Annotated in this window: 18 protein-coding genes and 1 pseudogene; 6 read left to right on the top strand and 13 right to left on the bottom strand. The window is 73.4% G+C overall.

Features of this window, described 5'->3' with window-relative positions; all coding sequences use genetic code 11:
- A pseudogene (locus ONA70_RS11975) lies at positions 1-281 on the top strand (hypothetical protein); the annotation flags it as partial.
- 15 nt (positions 282-296) lie between these two features.
- Here ONA70_RS11975 and ONA70_RS11970 read toward each other — a convergent pair.
- The 5 genes from ONA70_RS11970 to ONA70_RS11950 all read right to left on the bottom strand — a co-directional run bounded on the left by ONA70_RS11970 (position 297) and on the right by ONA70_RS11950 (position 5780).
- Entirely contained in the window at positions 297-1937 is a 1641-nt protein-coding gene (locus ONA70_RS11970) for a sodium/solute symporter (RefSeq protein WP_265006457.1), read from the bottom strand.
- Position 1938: 1 nt separating this feature from the next.
- Positions 1939-2385 (bottom strand): hypothetical protein, encoded by a 447-nt coding sequence (locus ONA70_RS11965; protein WP_265006456.1) that lies wholly within the window; start codon positions 2383-2385, stop codon positions 1939-1941.
- A gap of 31 nt (positions 2386-2416) precedes the next feature.
- Positions 2417-4036: a DUF4153 domain-containing protein gene (locus ONA70_RS11960; RefSeq protein WP_265006455.1), complete on the bottom strand. Its 1620-nt coding sequence runs from the start codon at positions 4034-4036 to the stop codon at positions 2417-2419.
- A complete protein-coding gene (locus ONA70_RS11955) occupies positions 4033-5034 on the bottom strand; it encodes a sensor histidine kinase (protein WP_265006460.1) in 1002 nt (333 codons plus the stop codon). The genes ONA70_RS11960 and ONA70_RS11955 overlap by 4 nt, the downstream gene beginning before the upstream one ends.
- Positions 5035-5102: 68 nt before the next feature.
- Positions 5103-5780, bottom strand: a complete 678-nt coding sequence (locus ONA70_RS11950) for a response regulator transcription factor (protein ID WP_265006454.1) — start codon at positions 5778-5780, stop codon at positions 5103-5105.
- A gap of 24 nt (positions 5781-5804) precedes the next feature.
- Between ONA70_RS11950 and ONA70_RS11945 the strand changes: the two genes are divergently transcribed.
- Positions 5805-6014 carry a hypothetical protein gene (locus ONA70_RS11945; RefSeq protein WP_265006453.1) on the top strand — a complete coding sequence of 70 codons (210 nt, stop codon included), beginning with the start codon at positions 5805-5807 and terminating at the stop codon, positions 6012-6014.
- Between the two features lie 16 nt (positions 6015-6030).
- Here ONA70_RS11945 and ONA70_RS11940 read toward each other — a convergent pair whose 3' ends face one another.
- The 4 genes from ONA70_RS11940 to ONA70_RS11925 form a co-directional block, all read right to left on the bottom strand.
- On the bottom strand, positions 6031-6792 hold the full coding sequence (locus ONA70_RS11940) for a LytR/AlgR family response regulator transcription factor (RefSeq protein WP_265006459.1): 762 nt from the start codon (positions 6790-6792) through the stop codon (positions 6031-6033).
- 2 nt (positions 6793-6794) lie between these two features.
- Positions 6795-8018, bottom strand: coding sequence for a sensor histidine kinase (locus tag ONA70_RS11935; protein WP_265006452.1), 1224 nt, complete (start codon positions 8016-8018; stop codon positions 6795-6797).
- A 40-nt stretch (positions 8019-8058) separates the two neighbouring features.
- Positions 8059-9564 carry a sugar transferase gene (locus ONA70_RS11930; RefSeq protein WP_265006451.1) on the bottom strand — a complete coding sequence of 502 codons (1506 nt, stop codon included), beginning with the start codon at positions 9562-9564 and terminating at the stop codon, positions 8059-8061.
- Positions 9565-9890: 326 nt separating this feature from the next.
- Positions 9891-10751: an Fpg/Nei family DNA glycosylase gene (locus ONA70_RS11925; RefSeq protein WP_265006450.1), complete on the bottom strand. Its 861-nt coding sequence runs from the start codon at positions 10749-10751 to the stop codon at positions 9891-9893.
- A gap of 24 nt (positions 10752-10775) precedes the next feature.
- Here ONA70_RS11925 and ONA70_RS11920 point away from each other — a divergent pair, with 24 nt between their 5' ends.
- Positions 10776-12047 (top strand): glycosyltransferase family 4 protein, encoded by a 1272-nt coding sequence (locus tag ONA70_RS11920; RefSeq protein ID WP_265006449.1) that lies wholly within the window; start codon positions 10776-10778, stop codon positions 12045-12047.
- A gap of 145 nt (positions 12048-12192) precedes the next feature.
- Here the strand turns inward: ONA70_RS11920 and ONA70_RS11915 are convergent, their stop codons facing one another.
- From ONA70_RS11915 to ONA70_RS11900, 4 genes are all read right to left on the bottom strand, one after another.
- The gene (locus ONA70_RS11915) at positions 12193-12915 is read right to left on the bottom strand and encodes a CDP-alcohol phosphatidyltransferase family protein (protein ID WP_265006448.1); all 723 of its coding nucleotides are present in this window, start codon (positions 12913-12915) and stop codon (positions 12193-12195) included.
- Positions 12890-13957: an iron-containing alcohol dehydrogenase family protein gene (locus tag ONA70_RS11910; RefSeq protein ID WP_265006447.1), complete on the bottom strand. Its 1068-nt coding sequence runs from the start codon at positions 13955-13957 to the stop codon at positions 12890-12892. The genes ONA70_RS11915 and ONA70_RS11910 overlap by 26 nt, the downstream gene beginning before the upstream one ends.
- A complete protein-coding gene (locus tag ONA70_RS11905; RefSeq protein ID WP_265006458.1) occupies positions 13945-14676 on the bottom strand; it encodes a phosphocholine cytidylyltransferase family protein in 732 nt (243 codons plus the stop codon). The genes ONA70_RS11910 and ONA70_RS11905 overlap by 13 nt, the downstream gene beginning before the upstream one ends.
- Before the next feature lie 177 nt (positions 14677-14853).
- Complete coding sequence (locus ONA70_RS11900; protein ID WP_265006446.1) at positions 14854-15303, bottom strand: NUDIX hydrolase; 450 nt, start codon at positions 15301-15303, stop codon at positions 14854-14856.
- A 115-nt stretch (positions 15304-15418) separates the two neighbouring features.
- Here ONA70_RS11900 and ONA70_RS11895 point away from each other — a divergent pair, with 115 nt between their 5' ends.
- The 3 genes from ONA70_RS11895 (at position 15419) to corA (ending at position 18576) form a co-directional block, all read left to right on the top strand.
- Positions 15419-15811 carry a CBS domain-containing protein gene (locus tag ONA70_RS11895; RefSeq protein ID WP_265006445.1) on the top strand — a complete coding sequence of 131 codons (393 nt, stop codon included), beginning with the start codon at positions 15419-15421 and terminating at the stop codon, positions 15809-15811.
- Between the two features lie 162 nt (positions 15812-15973).
- Positions 15974-17068 (top strand): aminotransferase-like domain-containing protein, encoded by a 1095-nt coding sequence (locus ONA70_RS11890; protein WP_265006444.1) that lies wholly within the window; start codon positions 15974-15976, stop codon positions 17066-17068.
- Positions 17069-17427: 359 nt separating this feature from the next.
- Positions 17428-18576 carry a magnesium/cobalt transporter CorA gene (corA, locus tag ONA70_RS11885; protein ID WP_265006443.1) on the top strand — a complete coding sequence of 383 codons (1149 nt, stop codon included), beginning with the start codon at positions 17428-17430 and terminating at the stop codon, positions 18574-18576.

The raw sequence follows: 18576 nt of genomic DNA, 5'->3' as shown, positions 1-18576 counted from the left end.
GCAACGCCGAGACGGTGATGCAGCGGGTCCGGCGGATCGCCACCGGCTGCATACCGGCCCGTTCGGGCGACTCGCTGTCGATCCTGGCCGAGGGGCTGGGCGGTGCGGACTCGGTCCTGGTGGCCGGCGAGATCGAGGGGATCCCGAGCCGCTGGCTGTTCGTCCGCCAGGGTGATCTGGTGGCCCAACTCCGGCTCGACCACCAGGCCACCGCGGCCGACGCCCGCCGTTTCGCGAAACCGATGGCGGACCGGCTCTGCGTCGGCGCCGACGCCTGCTGAGCGGCCTCGGGGGCGCTACAGGCGCAGCGTCTCCGGGGCGTGCAGGCGGAGCATGGTCACCCCGACGTCGGCCGGCAGGCGGCGCCGGGTGGCCACCGACACCGCCACCATCACGGTGAACGCCAGCGGCACCGTCCACGCGGCCGGCTGGGTGGTCAGCGTGGCCGGCCAGCCGCTCAGCGGGGGCCCGAGCACCGTGACCAGCACCGCGCCGACCGCGGCGCCGCCGCCGACCAGCACCCCGGCGGCGGCGCCGAGGTCGGTCAGCCCGCGCCACCAGATGCCCAGCACCAGCAGCGGGCAGAAGCTCGACGCGGCCACCGCGAAGGCCAGCCCCACCACCTGGGAGACGTCCAGGCCCGAGACGTTCAGCGCGAGCACCGCCGGCACCCCGCCGGCGATCACCGTGGCCAGCCGGAAGCCGCGTACCGAGCCGCGGCCGAGCACGTCGGTGGAGATCACCCCGGCGACGCTGGTGAGCAGGCCGGACGAGGTGGAGAGGAAGGCCGCGAAGGCCCCGGCCGCGACCAGCGCGGCGAGCAACCGGGCCACCGTGCCGGTGCCGAGCGCGGCCGTGGGCAGCAGCACCACCACCGCGTCGGTCTGCCCGGTGACCAGCAGTTGCGGCGTGTAGATCCGGCCCAGCACGCCATAGATGGTGGGCAGCAGGTAGAAGACACCGACCAGGGCCAGCACCACCAGGGTGGTGCGGCGGGCCGCGGCGCCGTCCGGGTTGGTGTAGAAGCGCACCAGGACGTGCGGCAGGCCCATGGTGCCCAGGAAGGTGGCCAGGATCAGCGAGTACGTCGCGAAGAGTCCCCGGTCGTCGTCCCCGGCGGTGTCCGGCAGCAGCCAGTCGGCCGCGTCGGTGGCCGTGCCGGAGACCTCCGGCACCGGGTCGCCGGCCGCGAAGTCCAGGCGGTCGCCGGGGCGTACCTCCCGGACGTCGCCGTCGGGGAAGGCGAGGGTCGCGCGGTGCTCGACCACGACGGTGACCGCGGTCCGGAACGCCGGCCCGTCGGGCGGGGTCACCGCCGGGCGGGCGTCGGCCTGCCACTGCAACGCCAGGAAGATCGCGGGTACGGCGAGCGCGGTCAGCTTCAACCAGTACTGGAACGCCTGGACGAAGGTGATCGCCCGCATCCCGCCCAGCGCCACGTTCGCGGTCACCACCACCGCGACCAGCAGTGCCCCCACCGGGTACGGCGAGCCGGCGACCGTGGCCAGGGTCAGGCCCGCGCCCTGGAGCTGCGGCACCAGATAGAGCCAGCCGATGAAGATCACGAAGACGGTGGCCAGCTTGCGCAGCCATCGCGAGCCGAGCCGCACCTCGCAGAAGTCCGGCAGGGTGAACGCCCCGGACCGGCGCAGCGGCGCGGCCACGAAGAGCAGCAGGGCCAGGTAGCCGGCGGCGAAGCCGACCGGGTACCAGAGCACGTCCACGCCGTACTTGAGGATCAGTCCGGCCACGCCCAGAAAGCTCGCCGCCGACAGGTACTCCCCGCCGATCGCGGCGGCGTTCCAGGTCGGGCTGATCGCCCGCGAGGCGACCAGGAAGTCGGAGGTGGTCCGGGCCAGCCGCAGCCCGTAGAAGCCGATCCCGACGGTGACCAGGGTGACCACCACGATCGCCGGGACGACGTAGCCGTTGCCCACGTCAGCGCTCCGGCCGCTGGACCAGGTCGGTGAAGTCCTGCTCGTTCCGTTCCGCCAGCCGCACGTACGCCCAGCCGACCAGGATCAGGAACGGGAAGGCGACCACCCCGAGCAGCAGCCACGGCAGGTTGATCCCGAGCACGGTGACCCGCCCGACCGAGGGCGCGATGGCGAACAGCCAGGGCAGCCCGCCCAGCCCGATCAGTACCAGCAGGCTCAACCGCAGCGCCAGGGTGAGCTGAGCCCGGACCAGCCCCTGGACCAGGGTCTCGCCGACCCGGGTCTGCTGGGCCAGCTCGGAGCGGGTCCGGTCCGCCCGGCTGCCCGGCCGGGCAGCCTCGGCCAGCACGATCCGGGTACGCCGGGGCGGTGCCGGAGCGCGCGGCACCGGGACCGGAGCGGCCGCGGTGGGGCGCTCCGGGGCGTCCTGCTCCTCGCCTCCGGCCATCCCCGGCAGTCTGGCCTGATCAATGGGAATGTCAAGGGCAGGGGGTCCCCGCGACCGCCGCCCGCTCCGCCCCGAACACTGCCCGGGCCTGCGCTCGGCCCACGTTGGCAGCCCGCCAACCGTCCTCGGGCAGCTGCGCGGCGATCTCACGTAGCGCGCAGGACCGCAGCGGCTCGGGCAGCCGGTCCAGCGCCGGTACGGCGTCGGCCGAGAGCCGGGACAGATACTCGACGTCCAGCCGGTCGATCCGCTGCCACCGGTCGACGTTGCGCTCGGCGATCAGCCGATCCGGGTTGACCACGGCGAGCCCCAGCAGGGCGACCACCCCGGCGCCCAGCACCAGCCGCGGCAGCCAGGCACCCCGGAGCCGGACCGTGACCACCCCGACCAGCACGAACAGCAGCCCCAGCCAGAGCTCCACGGTCGCCACCACCAGGCGCAGTCGGGTCGCCCCGTACGCGTCGGTGTAGACCTGCATCCGGTACAGGGCCGAGGCCACGATCACCAGGCTGAGCCCGGTCAGCCCGCCGATCAGCAGCCGGATCAGCACCCGGTCCGCCCGGGTGCGCCGGGGCGCCCAGCGCACCGCGCCGGCGATCACCAGCAGGGTCAACGCGGAGACCGCGAGAAGCTGCCAGAAGCCGCCCCGGGCGTACTCGGCGTAGGTCAGGCCGGCCGTGCTCAGCACGTGCCCGGAGCCGCCGAACAGCACGGTGAGCTGCACCAGCACGAACGCGGCGAAGAGCGCGTCGAGCAGGGCCAGCGGCAGCACCCACTCCAGCCGCCGGACCACCCGGGCCGATCCGGCCCGCAGCTCCAGGTCGGGCGGCGCGGTCACCAGGTACGCCCCGCCGAGCAGCACCGCCCCGACCAGCAGCAGCCGGACCAGCCAGCCGAGCGCGCCCGGCGTGGAGCCGTCGGGCAGCGCCCCGGCCACCAGGTCGGCGAAGACCGCGTCGGCCGAGGCGAAGAGCAGCCCGAACAGGAGCAGCAGCGCGACGGTGACCACCACGCTGACCAGCGTCCGCCCCAGGCTCGGCCCGTCCGGCCGGGGCCGGGGCAGTCCCCGGGCTGCCCAGGGCAGCGCGCGCAGGGTGGCCACCGGCGGCAGCAGACCGGCCGTGAGCAGGCCCAGTGGCGTACGCCCGCCGGCCACCGCGAGCGAGGCGGTGCCGATGGCGGCGAGCAGGCAGAGCGCGAAGAGCCAGCTGGCGGCACGTACCGTGCCGACCCCGACCAGGGCGACGGTCGCGACCGCCCAGACCAGCCGGGCCGCCCGACCCGGCGCCCCCGTGGCGTCGGGACGGGCGACCTCGGTGGTCCCGGCCTTTCCGGGTACGCCGACCTGCGGCGCCCCGGCCGCCGGGGCGGGCGGTGCGGGCCGGGGCCGGGCGACGGCGGCCGTGCCGAGCGCGGCGGCCCCCGCGACCGCCGCGACCAACCAACCCAGGCCCGGCCGGTCCAGCGGCACCACCGAGGCGCCCACCGCGGCGGCCACCGCCACCGCGCCGAGCACCACCGGTCGGGCCGCCCCGGTCGCGCCCGGCCAGCGCCGTTCCCAGTCGGACGGCTGCGGTGCGGGACGGGCGACCGGCGGCGGGGCCGCGTACGGGTGCGGGCCGGTCGGACGGGGCAGGGGTGCGCTGGTCATGCGGCCTCTCCTCGGACGGTTTCGGTACCCGGAAGGGTGACCTCGATGCGGCAGCCGGCCCGGGCACCCGGTGCCGGGGCGGGCGGGTCGGCGACCCGGATGGTGCCGCCGTGCAGCTCGACCACCCAGCGGGCGATGGCCAGGCCCAACCCGGTCCCGCCCCCGGCGGCCCGCTCGCCCCGGGTGAACCGTTCGAACACCCGGGACCGCTCGGCGGCTGGGATGCCGTCGCCCTCGTCGGTCACCTCGACGTACAGCTGCCCGGCGCGCTCCTCGGCGGCCACCAGCACCGTCCCGCCGGGTGGGCTGTGCCGGGCGGCGTTGTCGAGCAGGTTGGCGAAGACCTGGTGCAGCCGCCCCGGGTCGGCGTGCACGGTCAGCGGCGCGGCCGGCGGTCGGAGGCGGAAGTGCACCTCCTGCCCGGTGCCGGCGGCGGTCGCGGTGGCGTGCTCCACCGCCTCGTCGAGGAAGTCCGCGACGTCGATCCGCACCCGGCGCAGCGGGACCACCCCGGCGTCCATCCGGGACAGGTCGAGCAGGTCGGCGACGAGGTGGCCGAGCCGCTCGGTCTGGGCCAGCGCCGCGCGCAGCGCCGCCGGTTCCGGGGTGGCCACCCCGTCGACCAGGTTCTCCAGCACGCCCTGCAACGCGCTGATCGGCGTACGCAGTTCGTGCGAGACGTTCGCGATCAACTCGCGCCGGCGCTGGTCGGCGGCGGCCAGGTCGCCGGCCATCTTGTTGAACGCGTGCGCCAGCTCGCCCACCTCGTCCCGCGAGGTGGCCCGGACCCGACGGGTGTAGTCGCCGCGCGCCATCGTCCCGGCGGCGGCGGTCATCTCGCGCAGCGGCGAGGTCATGCCGTGGGCGAGAACCTGGGCGGTGAGCAGGGCGATGCCGATCGCGGTCAGCGCGGTGCCCGGGGGGAGCCAGCCGACGCCGTACCAGAAGTAGCCGACCGCGACGGCCCAGGAGGCGACCAGCAGGACGCCGAGCTTCATCTTGATCGAGCGGACCGGGTCGAGCGGGCGGGGCAGGTGATCGTTCAGCCAGTCCACCAGCGGGCCGATCACGCCGGGACCTCCAGCGCGTACCCGACGCCGTGCACCGTCCGGATCAGGTCCGCGCCGAGCTTGCGGCGCAGCGCCTTGACGTGGCTGTCGACGGTACGGGTGCCGGAGCCGTCGGCCCAGCCCCAGACGTCGGCGAGGAGCCGTTCCCGGGGCAGCACCGTACGCGGCCGGCCGGCCAGATGTACCAGCAGGTCGAACTCGGTGGGCGTCAGGTGCACCTCGGCGCCATCCTTGACCACCCGCCGCTCAGCCGGGCTGATCTCGATGTCACCCAGCCGCAGGGTGGCCGGCGGGACGCTGACCACGCGGTCCATCCGGCGCAGCAGCACGTGCACCCGGGCCGCCAGCTCCCGCATCGAGAACGGCTTGGTCAGGTAGTCGTCGGCTCCGACGGCCAGTCCGACCAACAGGTCCGTCTCGTCGTCCCGGGCGGTGAGCATGAGCACCGGCACCGGCCGGTCGGCCTGGATCCGCCGGCACACCTCCAGCCCGTCGAAGCCGGGCAGCATCACGTCGAGGACGACGAGGTCGTGCTGCCCGGCCCGGAACTTCTCGACCGCGCTCGGGCCGTCCCCGGCGATGTCGACGGTGAAGCCCTCCGCCCGCAGGCGGGCGGCGACCGACTCCGCGATGGTCCGCTCGTCCTCGACCACCAGTACCCGGCGTTCCTTCATGCCGTCCGACTGTAGGGAGCAGCGGTGGAGATCGGTGGCGCGCATTGTGAACAACCTGTGGAGAACGCGTCACTCCTGTGGATAACCCGGTGGACAACGGCCGGGTCGTTGTGGACAACCGGTGGGGATGCCAGGGGTGCCGGTTACCGGGAGGTGGCCATGCTCGCCGCGCCCGAGACGTACCGGACGGACGATCCGTTCCCGCTCGTGCTCCCGGTCGCCGACATCTTCTGAGCGCTCGCGTGCCGACTCAGCGGTTCCAGTCCTGCTTCGCCGCCCGGACCAGCTTGTCCTTCAACTCCCGGGTGTGCCGGCGGCTCACCGGCAGCTCGGTCCCGTCGATCACCACCACGTAGCCGGAGTTGACCAGCCGCAGCTCGGCGATCAGCTTCAGCTGCACCAGGTACGACCGGTGGATCCGGACGAAGCCCGCGTCGGCCCAGCGTTCGGCGAGGGTGGCCAGCGAGACCCGGACCAGGTGCGACCCGTCGCTGGTGTGCAGCCGCGCGTAGTCGCCCTGCGCCTCCACCCAGCGCACGGCCGAGCGGGGCAGCATCCGGGTCGTACCGGCCAGCTCGATCGGGATGGTCGGGTCCTCCTCCGCCCGGGCCAGCGCCGCCGGGTGCGAGGGGACCACCCGGGAGCCGATCACCCGGCGCAGCGACTCGGCCAGCCGCTCGGCCCGTACCGGCTTGCGCACGTAGTCCGTCGCGCCCAGGTCGAAGGCGTCCACCGCGCCGTCGTCGTACGCGGTGACGAAGACGATCGCCGGCGGCCGGGCGAACCGGCGCAGCACGCGGGCCAGCTCCATGCCGTCCAGCCCGGGCATCCGGATGTCCAGGAAGACCACGTCCACGTCGCCGTCGCGGAGCACCCGCAGCGCCTCGGTCGCGTCCCCGGCCGTGTGCAGCCGGGCCACCCGCGGGTCGGCGCGCAGGTGGTACGCCAGTTCGTCCAGCGCCGGCGGCTCGTCGTCCACGGCGAGCACCCGGAGAAACCCGGTCGCGTTCATGGTCACGAGCCGGCCCGTACGCCGGGGTGGAACTTCGGCACCCGCATGCTCACCTTCGTACCCGAACCCAGACCGGTCTCGACGACCAGGCCGAACCGGTCCCCGAAGACCGACCGGAGCCGCTCGTCGACGTTCGAGAGGCCGACGTGCTGGCCGGGGTCGTCGGTCGGGTCGCTGCCGGCACCGGCCAGCTCGGCGATCCCGGCGGTCAGCGTCGTCGGATCCATCCCCACTCCGTCGTCCTCCACCGTTATGTGACATTCCGCACCCGCGTCCCGGGCCTCGATGCTCACCATGCCGGTGCCCGGCTTGCGGGACAACCCGTGGCGGACGGCGTTCTCGACCAGCGGCTGGAGGCAGAGGAACGGCAGCGTCACCGGCAGCACCTCCGGGGCGATCTGCAGGCGCACCTGGAGCCGCTCACCGAACCGGGCCCGCTCGATGGTCAGGTACCGGTCGATCGAGCGCAGCTCCTCGGCCAGCGTGGTGAACTCGCCGTGCGCCCGGAAGGAGTAGCGGGTGAACTCGGCGAACTCCAGGATCAGCTCCCGGGCCCGCTCCGGATCGGTCCGGACGAACGAGCCGATCGCGGTCAGCGCGTTGTAGATGAAGTGCGGACTGATCTGGGCACGCAGCGCGCGTACCTCGGCCCGGGCCAGGCGTTCCCGGGACGAGTCCAGCTCGGCGAGGGCGAGCTGATCGCCGGCCCAGTGCGCGGTCTCCAGGGTCGCCTGCACCAGCCCGGGGGCGGGCTGCCCGTCGGCGACCGCCACCAGTGCCCCGACCACCCGGCCGTCCGCGCTCAGCGGGGCCACCACCGCGCCGCGTACCGGGCAGTCCACCAGGTCGCAGTGCAGCTCCGACTCGCGCAGCACGGTCGACCGCCCGGTGCCGACCGCCTTCCGGGCCGCCGCGAGCAGTTGGTCGCCGTGGTGCGCGCCGCGCCCGTCGAGCGCGAGCAGGACCTCCCGGTCCGTCAGGGCCAGCCCGGCCGCGCCCACCAGGGTCCGCAGATGGCGTACGGCCTTCGCCGCGCCGGTGCCGCTCAGCCCGGCCCGCAGCGGCTCGGCAGCGAGGCCGGCGGTGTGCAGCACCTCATAGGTGGCCCGCTGGGTGGCCGTCGCGATGCCCCGCCGGCCGCGCAGCCGCAGCACCGCCCAGAGTGCCGCACCGAGCGCGCTGACCAGCGAGACCACGCCGAAGACGGCGGAGAGGTTGCCACCCACGGCCCAGATCCTCGCCGTTGCGGGCGCGCCCGCCAAGGGGTCAGTAGGCGCCCTTGCGGGCCAGCACCACGCCGACCGTCCGCCACAGGATGCTCAGGTCGTACGCCAGCGACCAGTTGTCGACGTAGTAGAGGTCGAGCCGGACCGCCTCGTCCCAGGAGAGGTCCGAGCGGCCGGAGACCTGCCACAGCCCGGTCATGCCCGGCCGCACCAGCAGCCGGCGCCGGACGTCGCCCAGGAAGTCACCGTCGTCCGCGGGCAGCGGCCGCGGCCCGACCAGGGACATCTCGCCCCACAGCACGTTGATCAGCTGGGGCAGCTCGTCCAGCGAGGAGGCGCGCAGGAAGCGGCCGACCGGGAAGACCCGGGGGTCCTGCTTCATCTTGAACAGCATGCCGTCGGTCTCGTTCTGGTCGACCAGACCGGCCAGCCGCTCCTCGGCGTCGACGTACATGGTGCGGAACTTCCAGACCCGGAAGGTCCGCCCCTCGTGCCCGACCCGGGGCTGCCGGAAGAAGACCGGACCGGGGTCGGAGATCCGGATGGCGATCGCGATCGCGGCGAAGAGCGGGATCAGCAGCATCAGGCCCAGCCCGGCGGCCACCCGGTCCATCAGGTTCTTCACCAGCAGCGCCGGACCCGACAGCGTCGGCTCCTCGACGTGCAGCAGCGGCAGGCCCTCGATCGGGCGGATGTGCACCCGGGGGCCGGCGATGTCGGTGAGCTGCGGCGCGACCACCAGGTCGACGCCGGAGCCCTCCAGCTGCCAGGCCAGCCGGCGCAGCTCGCCCGGCTCGGCGCTGGCCGAGCCGCAGACCGCGATGGTGTCGCCACCGACCTCCCGCACCAGGGCGAGCACGTCCCGGCCGGCGTAGACCGGCACCGGGGTCTCGATGCCGCGGGCGGCGGCGTACCCGTCGGTGAGGTGGATGGCCACCGGCACCAGGCCGGCGCTGGGGGTGCGGGTGACCGCGGTGTGGACCTCCAGGCACTCCGGCAGGGTGCCGACCAGCACCATCCGGTGCCCGGCCTGACCGGCGCCACGGCGGATCGCGTGCAGCGTCGCCCGGGCGACCATCCGGCCGAGCAGGATCAGCAGCATCGCCCCGAGCAGGGCGAAGCCGACCGTCCACCGGGAGAGCGAGGTCTTGGTCGCGAAGGCGATGAAGGAGACGGTGGCGGCGACCGCCACGCCGGCCCGGATCACCCGCTTGAACTCGTCCGGTCCGAGGCCGAGATAACGCCGGTCGTACGCCCGGTTGCCCCACAGGATGATCAACCAACCGAGCGGGAGCAGCAGGAACGCGACCGTGTAGAACCACGACTGGGGGGCGTCCTTGAAGCCCGAGGCGGCCTGCTCGAAGATCTGGATGGCCAGGAAGCTGGCCAGGGCCGCCGCGCCGAAGTCGAGCAGCAGCAGAATCGCGATGTACGGGCGGTGCCAGCGGGAGACCCGACGCCGGGCGCGGGCCCACGCCGACCGGGGTACGCCGTTGTGCGACGGCGGAGTCGGCGGCTGGATCTCGAAGCTGTCGACGTGCCGCACGCTCTTGCTCCGGCCTGTGTTGGTTACCGGGCGCTGGAGGCTTGTCGTCACCTCAACCCATGTCCTCCCGCATGACCCACGCCCTCACGCGCCGTGAGGACCCGGGTCGCCCACCGTTCCAGTCTCCCACGCGGGCCCGGGCCGGACGGCCGCCCAGGGCGAAGTCCCGTCCGTCGGTGCTCGCGGGGATCTGGCCGGCTCCGTATCGGTTGTGAAGCCGGGGACCGAGCCACTATACCGATGGATGGCGGCCCCGGTAGAGGCGCGTAGTGGGAGGTTCGGCGATCAGGGGTCGATTCCTCTCCGTAATCGGAGAGTGGAATTACTCACCGTACGAGTCGGGACAACCTACGGTCAGCGAGCGGCTTGCCGCCGGTCTGGCAGGTGGGGCAGTACTGGAGGCTGGAATCGGCGAACGAAACCTCCCGCACGATGTCGCCACAGACCGGACACGGCAGCCCGGTCCGGGCGTGCACCTTGAGCCCCGAGCGCTTCTCGCCCTTCAGTTCGGCGGCCCGCTGCCCCATCGAGCGGCGGACCGCGTCGCCCAGCACCGTCCGGGTCGCCGCGTGCAGCGCCGCCAACTGGTCGTCGCCGAGCCGGTCGGTGATCGCGAACGGGGACAGCTTCGCCGCGTGCAGGATCTCGTCGGAGTACGCGTTGCCGACCCCGGCCAGCACCGCCTGGTCGGTCAGCACCCCCTTGACCTGGCCCCGCCGGCTGCGGAGCCGCTCGGCGAAGGTGGGCAGGTCGGCGGCGAGCGCGTCGGGGCCGAGCTTCGCCACCCCGGGCACCTGCGCCGGGTCGGTCACCAGGTACGCGGCCAGCTTCTTCTGGGTGCCCGCCTCGGTCAGGTCGAAGCCGGAACCGTCGTCGAGGCGTACCCGGAGGGCGATCGGGCCCTTGCCGGGGCGCAGCGGGGCGGTTGACGGGAACGCCTCCCGGTAGTGCAGCCAGCCCGCCCGGGCCAGGTGCACCACCAGGTGCAGCCCGCCGTCGAAGATCACGTCCAGGAACTTGCCGTGCCGGCCCGCGCCGACCACCGCCCGGCCCGCCATCGCGCTGGGCGGCGGGTCGTACGTCTTCAGGGCACTGATGGCGGCGATTTCGACACGCTCGACGCGCCGGCCCACCGCCCGCTCGCGCAGATAACCGGCGAGCGCTTCGACCTCCGGTAGTTCGGGCACCGTACAACGGTAGCCTTCTTTGCCGTGAGAATCGTGGTGGCGCACAACCGGTACCGGGAAGCCCAGCCCTCCGGCGAGAACACGATCGTCGACGCCGAGATCGAGCAGCTCACCGCTGCCGGGGTCGAGGTGCTGCCGTTCCTGCGCAGCTCCGACGAGATCCCCGCGATGTCCCCGGCGGCCAAGGCGCTGCTGCCGATCTCCCCGATCTGGGCGCCGCAGGCCCAGCACGACCTGGACCGGCTGCTCGCCGAGCACCGGCCCGACGTGCTGCACCTGCACAACCCGTACCCCCTGCTCTCACCCTGGGTGGTGCGGACCGCGCACAAGCGGGGCGTGCCGGTGGTGCAGACGGTGCACAACTACCGCCAGGTCTGCTCCTCCGGGCTCTACTTCCGGGACGGCGTGATCTGCCAGGACTGCCGGGGCCGGGCACTGGGCGTGCCGGCGATCGTGCACCGCTGCTACCGCGGCTCCCGGGCGCAGAGCGCGCTGATGGCCACCACCCTGGCCGTGCACCGGCCCACCTGGCGGTCGGTGGACCGGTTCATCGCGCTGACCAGCGCCGTCGCCGACCACCTGCGCGACTACGGCATCCCGGACGAGCGGATCGTGGTCAAGCCGAACGCGGTCCCGGATCCGGGCGCCCCGGCGCCGCTCGGCGAGGGCTTCCTCTACCTGGCCCGGCTCAGCCCGGAGAAGGGGCTCGACCTGCTGCTGGAGGCGTGGCGGCGGCACCCGGTCGGCGCGCTGGGTCCGCTGCGGATCGCCGGCGACGGCGAGCTGCGCCCACTGGTCGAGGCGGCCGCCGCCGAGCGGCCGGACGTGCTCTACCTGGGCCAGCTCGACCGGGCCGGGGTACGCGCCGCGCTCACCGCCAGCGCCGTGGTGCTGGCCACCTCCACCTGGCACGACGTGCTGCCCACCGTGATCATCGAGGCGCTGGCCAGCGGCCGGCCGGTGCTCGGCACCGCGCTCGGCGGCATCCCGTACCTGGTCGGCGCGGACACCCCCCGGGAGCCGGCCGGCACCGGCCCGGCCGAGGTGGCGTCGGCCCCCGCCGGCGGTTCCCACCGCCCGGCCATCCCCGACGGCATCAAGCCGGGCGAAGCCGGCTGGGTGGTCGCACCCGAGCCGGCCGCGCTGGCCGCCGCCCTGCCGGTCGCCCGGGCCGGCGCGGCCGCCCTGGCGGCCTCCGCCCGGGCCCGCTACGAGCGGATCTTCCACCCAGACGTGGTCACCAAGCGCCTCATCGACATCTACGCCGACCTCACCGCCACCCCCCGCCCCCGCTGATCCGGCGGCCCGCCGCCTGCCCGCTCGTCCGCGTCATGCGACTTCGGGGAAGTTGCCGCCTCCGGCCGCCCGGAGGCAGCAGTTTCCCCGAACTTGCCGCCTCGCCCACCGGCGGGCGGGCGCGAGGGCGCGAGGGCGCGAGCAGTCAGCGGAGGGAGGCGCGGGCGGAGAAGGCGATGCTGGCGAGCAGGAAGCCACCGTTGACGATGGTGAAGGCGACGACCACCCACACCGTCAGCGCGGGGGCGAAGGTGAGCACCAGGCCGGCCAGGAAGATCACCGCGCCGTAGTCCCGGACCAGCTTCACCAGGCGTACCGGGAGCGAGGTCGAGGTGACCATGCTGGCCGCGTTCGGTCCGGCCTGCATCACTGAGGTCACCAGGTTGACCATCCAGGTGCCGGCGAAGACCGCCACCAGCCAGGCCGGCGTCGACGGGCGCTGCGCCACGACGGTCGCCCCCAGCGCCGTGACCAGGGCGATCTGGGCGGCCACGTCGCAGAGCACGTCGACCCGGGCGCCGGCCGGGCTGCTCTGCCCGGTCACCCGGGCGAGCTGCCCGTCCGCGCAGTCCAGCGCGTACGCGATCTGCCAGGCGACCAGGGCGAGCAGCCCGACGGCCCAGGCCGGCACGGCCCCGGCGGCGACCTTGCCGGCGAGCGCGACCACGGTCACCGAGGCGGCCAGGCCGAGCACCAGGTTGGTGATGGTCAGCGCGGTCGGGCGCAGGCCGAGCCGCTGCGCGACCAACGCGAAGACCGCGCCGATCCACTGGCTGATCGACTCGCTGAACAGGCCGCCTCCCCGGTTGATCCGGTGAAAGTCGGCGACGGTGGGGCGGGGCTCAGCCAAGGCGGTCGCGGAGTGCATCGGCGTAGTCTGCCAGCCGCTCCCGCGTCTCGGTAGGCGACATCGCGAGGTGTTCGAGGATGGTGTAGCGGTCCGGCCGGGTGGCCGGCGCGAACTGCACCGCCTCCACGAACTGGTCGTCGGTCAGCTCGACCTCGGCCGGCAGCCGGGGCAGGCCGTGCCGGGCCAGGCAGGCGGACATCTCCGCGAACCGGCGCTCGTCGCCGCGCAGGAAGGTGCAGAAGAGCGCGCCGAGCCCGGCCAGCTCACCGTGCGAGGCGGTGCCCGGGTAGAGCGCGTCGATGGCGTGCATGATCTCATGGCAGCCGCCGCTGGCCGGACGGCTGGTACCGCAGGCCGCCATGGCCAGGCCGGTGGAGATCAGCGCCTCGGCCAGCACCGTGACGAACGCGTCGTCACCCATGTCACCCCGATGGGCCAGCACCGCCTCAGCGCCCATCCGGGCCAGCGACGCGGCCAGCCCGTCGACCGGCTCGCCGCGTACCTGCCGGGCCAGCTCCCAGTCGGCCAGCGCGCTGATGTTGCTCACCACGTCGCCGATCCCGGCCCGGTTGTGCCGCTCTGGGCCGGCCTCGACGAAGTCCAGGTCGACGATCACGGCGATCGGGATGTGCACCCCGTACGAGCCCTTGATCCCGTCGGTGATCAGGCTGGCCACCGGGGAGGCGATGCCGTCGTTGGCCAGGCCGGTCGCCACGGTGACCATGGGCAGCCCGCGCCGGGTGGCGGCGTATTTCGCCACGTCGATGGTCTTGCCGCCGCCGATGCCGACCACCGCGTCGTACGACCGGTGGCGCAGCTTGGCCCCGAGGTCGTCGGCGGCGTCCAGGGTGCCGCCGGCCACGGTGAACACGTCCGCCGAGCGCAGCGACGGCCGGATCAGCTCGGCGATCTGCTCACCCTGCCCCGGCCCGACCACCACCGCCACGTCGCCCCCGGCCGAGATCCGGCCGTCGACGAGGATCGCGGCGAGGTCCGCCACCGCGCCCCGCCGGACGTCGATGTGCAGCGGGGTGAGGATGGTCCGGGCTAGTAGCGGCACGCGATCTCCCGGGCCCGGGCCAGGTCGGCGTGGTTGTCCACCTCGACCCAGGCCACGTCGCCGATCGGCGCCGCCCGCACCTCGCCGCCCCGGTCCGCGAACTCCTGGTAGCCGTCCTCGTAGTAGAGGTTGGGGTCGCGCCGCCAGGTCGCCTCCAGGGCGTCGGCGAGGGCGTCGGCCACCTGCGGCTCGATCAGCGTCGCCCCGATGTACTCGCCGTACGCGTCGAGCGGGTCCATCAGCTTGGTGATCCGGGTGAGCTGGCCGGCGGCGTCGAAGGTGGTCTTCATCTCCTCCTCGGCCAGCGCCTTGATGTTGTCGATCGCCAGCAGGATGCCCGGGCCGCGCTCGGCCAGCAGGGTCTTCTCCACGCTGACCGGGTGCACGGTGTCGCCGTTGACCAGCAGCACGCCGCGGGAGAAGTGCTCCCGGGCCAGCCAGAGGGAGTACGCGTTGTTCCACTCCTCGGCCTTGTCGTTGTGCACCAGGGTGAGGCTGACGCCGTACTTCTCCTCCAGCGCCGCCTGCCGCTCGCGGACCGCGTCGGCGGCGTAGCCGACCACGATCACGATCTCGGTGAGCCCCACCTCGGCGAGGTTGCGCAGCGCGATGTCCAGGATGGTGGTCTCGCCGTCGACCGGCACCAGGGCCTTGGGCAGGGTGTCGGTGTACGGGCGCAGGCGCCGTCCCGCGCCGGCCGCGAGGACCATCCCGATCATGCCGGCTTCCTCCTCAGTACTACTGCTCGTCACCGGTGGAGGATACCGGCGGCCGGTCGGCCGCCCGCCGTCATCCGTGGTTCAGCCCGGCCGGGCGGCCAGGTACGGCGAGCACCGGCACGCGCTCCTCGGCGGCCGGCACGGCGGACCGGTGCGGTGGCAGCTCGACGGTCGCGCTCACAGACCGATCGAGCGCAGCGCGGCGAAGCCGTCCTCGGCGATCCGCCGGATCAGCCCGTCGTTGACGTCACGGTGTTCGTCGAGCAGTTCGACCTCCCGCTCGGCCAGCCAGCGGAACTCGGTGTGCTTGCCGGCCTCCAGGGTGGGGCGGCTCAGGTCGCCGTCCACCCGTACCAGGAAGTCGGTCTCCACCCGGGCCAGCCCGTCGTCGGCGGTGTAGGCGTACTCGCCGACCAGGCCCAGCACGTGCGACACCGACCAGCCGGTCTCCTCGGCGACCTCGCGCCGCAGCGCCTCCTCGACGGTCTCGCCCGGTTCGAGGTGGCCGCCGACGATGTCCCAGCAGTTCGGGAAGAGCCGTCGCTCGGGGGACCGACGCTGGATGAAGATGCGGCCGTCGTCGTCCACGATCAGCGCGCCGGCGCAGCGGAGAGGCTCGGTGGGCACAGGACCGACAGTAGCGAGTGGGAGCCGTTCGCGGCGATGCCCGGTCTTGTCCCGGTACGCATCGATGGCGCACCATGTCCGTACCGGTGCCACCGTCCCGAAGGAGTGATGTGTGATGCAGGTTCGGGAAGCGATGTCCAGCCAGGTGCTCGTGGTCGGCCCGGAGCACACGCTCCGCCAGGCGGCCCGGATGATGTCGGCCCGCCGGGTCGGGTCGGCGGTCGTGATCGACCCAGACTCCGAGGGGATCGGGATCATGACCGAACGTGACGTACTCAACGCCATCGGCGCCGGGCTCGACCCGGACGTGGAGTGCACCGGGTCCCACCTGACCTGGGACGTCGTCTACGCCGGTCCGGACTGGACGGTCGAGGAAGCGGCGGCGGCCATGGCGAGGGGCGGCTTCCGGCACCTGGTGGTGCTGGACGGCCGCGAGGTGGCCGGGGTGATCTCGGTGCGCGACCTGATGCGGGTCTGGGCCGGCCGGCACGCCACGACGACGGTCTGATCCGCAAGACGTCGGCCGGGGCCCCGCGGGGCCCCCGGGACGGGGTGTTCGCGAGCCCGCTTCGGGTCCCGTATCGGCCGGTCGGGCGGATCGACCGCCCGCATGTTGAACTTCGCGTGTATGCCGGCCGGACCGCCCGGACCAGGCCCTAGGCTCGTGCGCATGACCGCCGAGCAGTTGATCTCCTTCGCCCGTGGCGCTCCCTCGCTGGACATCGTCGATGTCGAGGGGCTCAAGGCCGCCGCCGTCCGCGCCTTCGACGCCGACCCCGCCGGGATCACGGCGTACGGCACCTCCGTCGGCTACCCGCCCCTGCGCAAGTGGATCGCGGAGAAGCACGGCGTCGAGGCCGATCAGGTGCTGATCACCAACGGCTCGCTCCAGGCCGACGCCTTCCTCTTCGACCACCTGGTCCGCCGGGGCGACGCGGTGGTTGTCGAGCGCCCGACGTACGACCGGACGCTGCTCAACCTCCAGCAGATGGGCGGCGAGATCCACGGGGTGACCATCCAGCCGGACGGTCTGGACACCGCCGAGCTGCGCAAGCTGCTGGAGTCGGGGGTCCGGCCGCGGCTGGCCCATGTGATCCCGAACTACCAGAACCCGGCCGGCGTGACCCTCTCGCTCGAGAAGCGCCGGGAGCTGCTCGACCTGGCCGCCGAGTACAACTTCACGATCTTCGAGGACGACCCGTACGCGGACATCCGGTTCCGGGGCGAGCCGCTGCCGTCGATGCTGTCGATGGACACCCGGGGCGTGGTGGTGCACGCCTCCAGCTTCACCAAGACGGTCTGCCCCGGGGTCCGGGTCGGTTACCTGGTCGGCCCGGCCGAGTTGATCGCGTCGATCGCCAAGAAGGCCACCAACCTCTACATCTCGCCCGGCATGGTGTCCGAGGCGATCGTGCACCAGTTCTGCGTCTCGGGGGACGTCGAGCGGTCGATCCGTACCGTGTCGAGCGCGCTCGGCGAGCGGGCCCGGGTGCTGGCCGAGTCGCTGCGGCGGCACATCCCGGAGGCCCGGTTCGTGGAGCCGGACGGTGGTTACTTCCTCTGGGTGGAGCTGCCGGAGGACGTCGAGGTGGACCGGCTCGCCCCGGCGGCCGCCGAGCGCGGCGTCGCGGTGGTCAAGGGCAGTGACTTCCTGATCGAGGGCGGCCGGCACGCGCTGCGGCTGGCCTTCTCCGCGGTGACCGCGGACCGGATCGACGAGGGTGTCCGGCGGCTCGCCGAGGCGATGGCGGCCGTTCGGGGCTGAATTTCTGTCGGGTTTCCGACAGTTTGACGATGGTGGCCGGCTCAGCCCTCCCGCTGGGCCGGCCGGCGGCACACAATGCTGCGAGCGCCGTTCACCCTTTCTTCGGTGACGGGTCCGTCGACCGGGGAGCCGCATCTCGCCCCCGCCCGGACCGCTCGGCGCGGCAGCACCACTCCCGCCCCCCAAGGGTGCCGGGTGGGCCGTGTCGCCCCTCACCCCCCTGACGCGGCCGGCCCGCCCGGCGCCACCCGTCGAGTGACGAGCCTCGCACCGGTCCCCGCACCGCCGCGCTCGCCCACGCTGCGGTTCGCCCGAATCGGCGTAACCTGCAAGCCGCAGCATCGTGGGGAGGGGGCGAGATGACCGACCGAGTGGCACGCGACCGCACCGCCGGACAGAACGGCGGCCGGGGGCTCAGGCCACGGGCCTGGGCGGCACCGGTCCGCGCCATGTCCCGCATCCTCAACGCCGACGGCTCCCCGCGTACCCCCCAACCGGCCGGTCCCGGCCGGAGCGGGATCGTCGACTGCGGCCTGTACGTCGACGGCAAGCGCATGCCCGGCGACTGGCACTACGCCGACGCGCTGGCCGCGGCCGCCAAGGCGCGCAACGCCTTCGTCTGGATCGGCCTGCACGAGCCGGAGCTGGACGAGATGAGCGCCATCGCGGCCACCTACGGGCTGCACGAGCTGGCCGTGGAGGACGCGGTCAAGGCCGAGCAGCGCCCCAAACTGGAGCGCTTCGGCGACGTCTCCTTCCTGGTGCTGCGGACCGCCCGCTACTGCGAGCACACCGAGCTGACCGAGAACTCCGAGGTGGTGGAGACCGGCCAGGTGATGCTCTTCATCGGGCCGAACTTCCTGATCAGCGTCCGGCACGGGGACGCCTGCCGGCTGTCGGCGGTCCGGGCCGACCTGGAGGCGAAGCGGGACCTGCTGGAGCACGGCCCGTGGGCGGTCGCGTACGCGGTCACCGACCGGGTGGTGGACCTCTACCTGGAGGTCGCCGACCGGCTGGAGGACGACCTCGATGTGCTGGAGGCGGACGTCTTCGACCGGCAGGGCAGCGGTCGCATCCAGCGGATCTACCAGATGAAGCGGGAGCTGGTGGAGTTCAAGCGGGCGGTGGTGCCGCTGCAGCGCCCGCTGCTCACCCTCACCTCGCAGATGAACCGGGACGTGCCGCAGGAGGTACGGCGCTACTTCCGGGACGTGCAGGACCACCTCAGCCGTACGGTCGAGCAGGTCAACTCGTACGACGACCTGCTCAACTCGATCCTCCAGGCCCGGCTGGCCCAGGTGACCGTCGACCAGAACAACGACATGCGCAAGATCGCGGCCTGGGCCGCCATCGGGGCGGTGTGGACCGCGATCGCCGGCATCTACGGCATGAACTTCAAGTACATGCCGGAGCTGGACTGGACCTACGGCTACCCGGGCGTCTGGGCGCTGATGCTGGTGTCCTCGTTCACCCTGTACCGGCTGTTCCGCCGCAACGGCTGGCTCTGA

It is taken from the genome of Micromonospora yasonensis, assembly GCF_026013475.1.
Lineage (GTDB): Bacteria > Actinomycetota > Actinomycetes > Mycobacteriales > Micromonosporaceae > Micromonospora > Micromonospora yasonensis.
Note: the sequence above shows the minus strand (reverse complement) of the source record. Positions and strands in the feature narration are given on the sequence as shown.

Coding starts and splice junctions, on each gene's coding strand:
- ONA70_RS11965 (WP_265006456.1), bottom strand. CDS start 2,385: ATGGCCGGAGGCGAGGAGCAGGACGCCCCGGAGCGCCCCACCGCGGCC.
- ONA70_RS11960 (WP_265006455.1), bottom strand. CDS start 4,036: ATGACCAGCGCACCCCTGCCCCGTCCGACCGGCCCGCACCCGTACGCG.
- ONA70_RS11955 (WP_265006460.1), bottom strand. CDS start 5,034: ATGAAGCTCGGCGTCCTGCTGGTCGCCTCCTGGGCCGTCGCGGTCGGC.
- ONA70_RS11950 (WP_265006454.1), bottom strand. CDS start 5,780: ATGAAGGAACGCCGGGTACTGGTGGTCGAGGACGAGCGGACCATCGCG.
- ONA70_RS11940 (WP_265006459.1), bottom strand. CDS start 6,792: ATGAACGCGACCGGGTTTCTCCGGGTGCTCGCCGTGGACGACGAGCCG.
- ONA70_RS11915 (WP_265006448.1), bottom strand. CDS start 12,915: ATGCACTCCGCGACCGCCTTGGCTGAGCCCCGCCCCACCGTCGCCGAC.
- ONA70_RS11905 (WP_265006458.1), bottom strand. CDS start 14,676: ATGATCGGGATGGTCCTCGCGGCCGGCGCGGGACGGCGCCTGCGCCCG.
- ONA70_RS11895 (WP_265006445.1), top strand. CDS start 15,419: ATGCAGGTTCGGGAAGCGATGTCCAGCCAGGTGCTCGTGGTCGGCCCG.
- ONA70_RS11890 (WP_265006444.1), top strand. CDS start 15,974: ATGACCGCCGAGCAGTTGATCTCCTTCGCCCGTGGCGCTCCCTCGCTG.
- corA (WP_265006443.1), top strand. CDS start 17,428: ATGACCGACCGAGTGGCACGCGACCGCACCGCCGGACAGAACGGCGGC.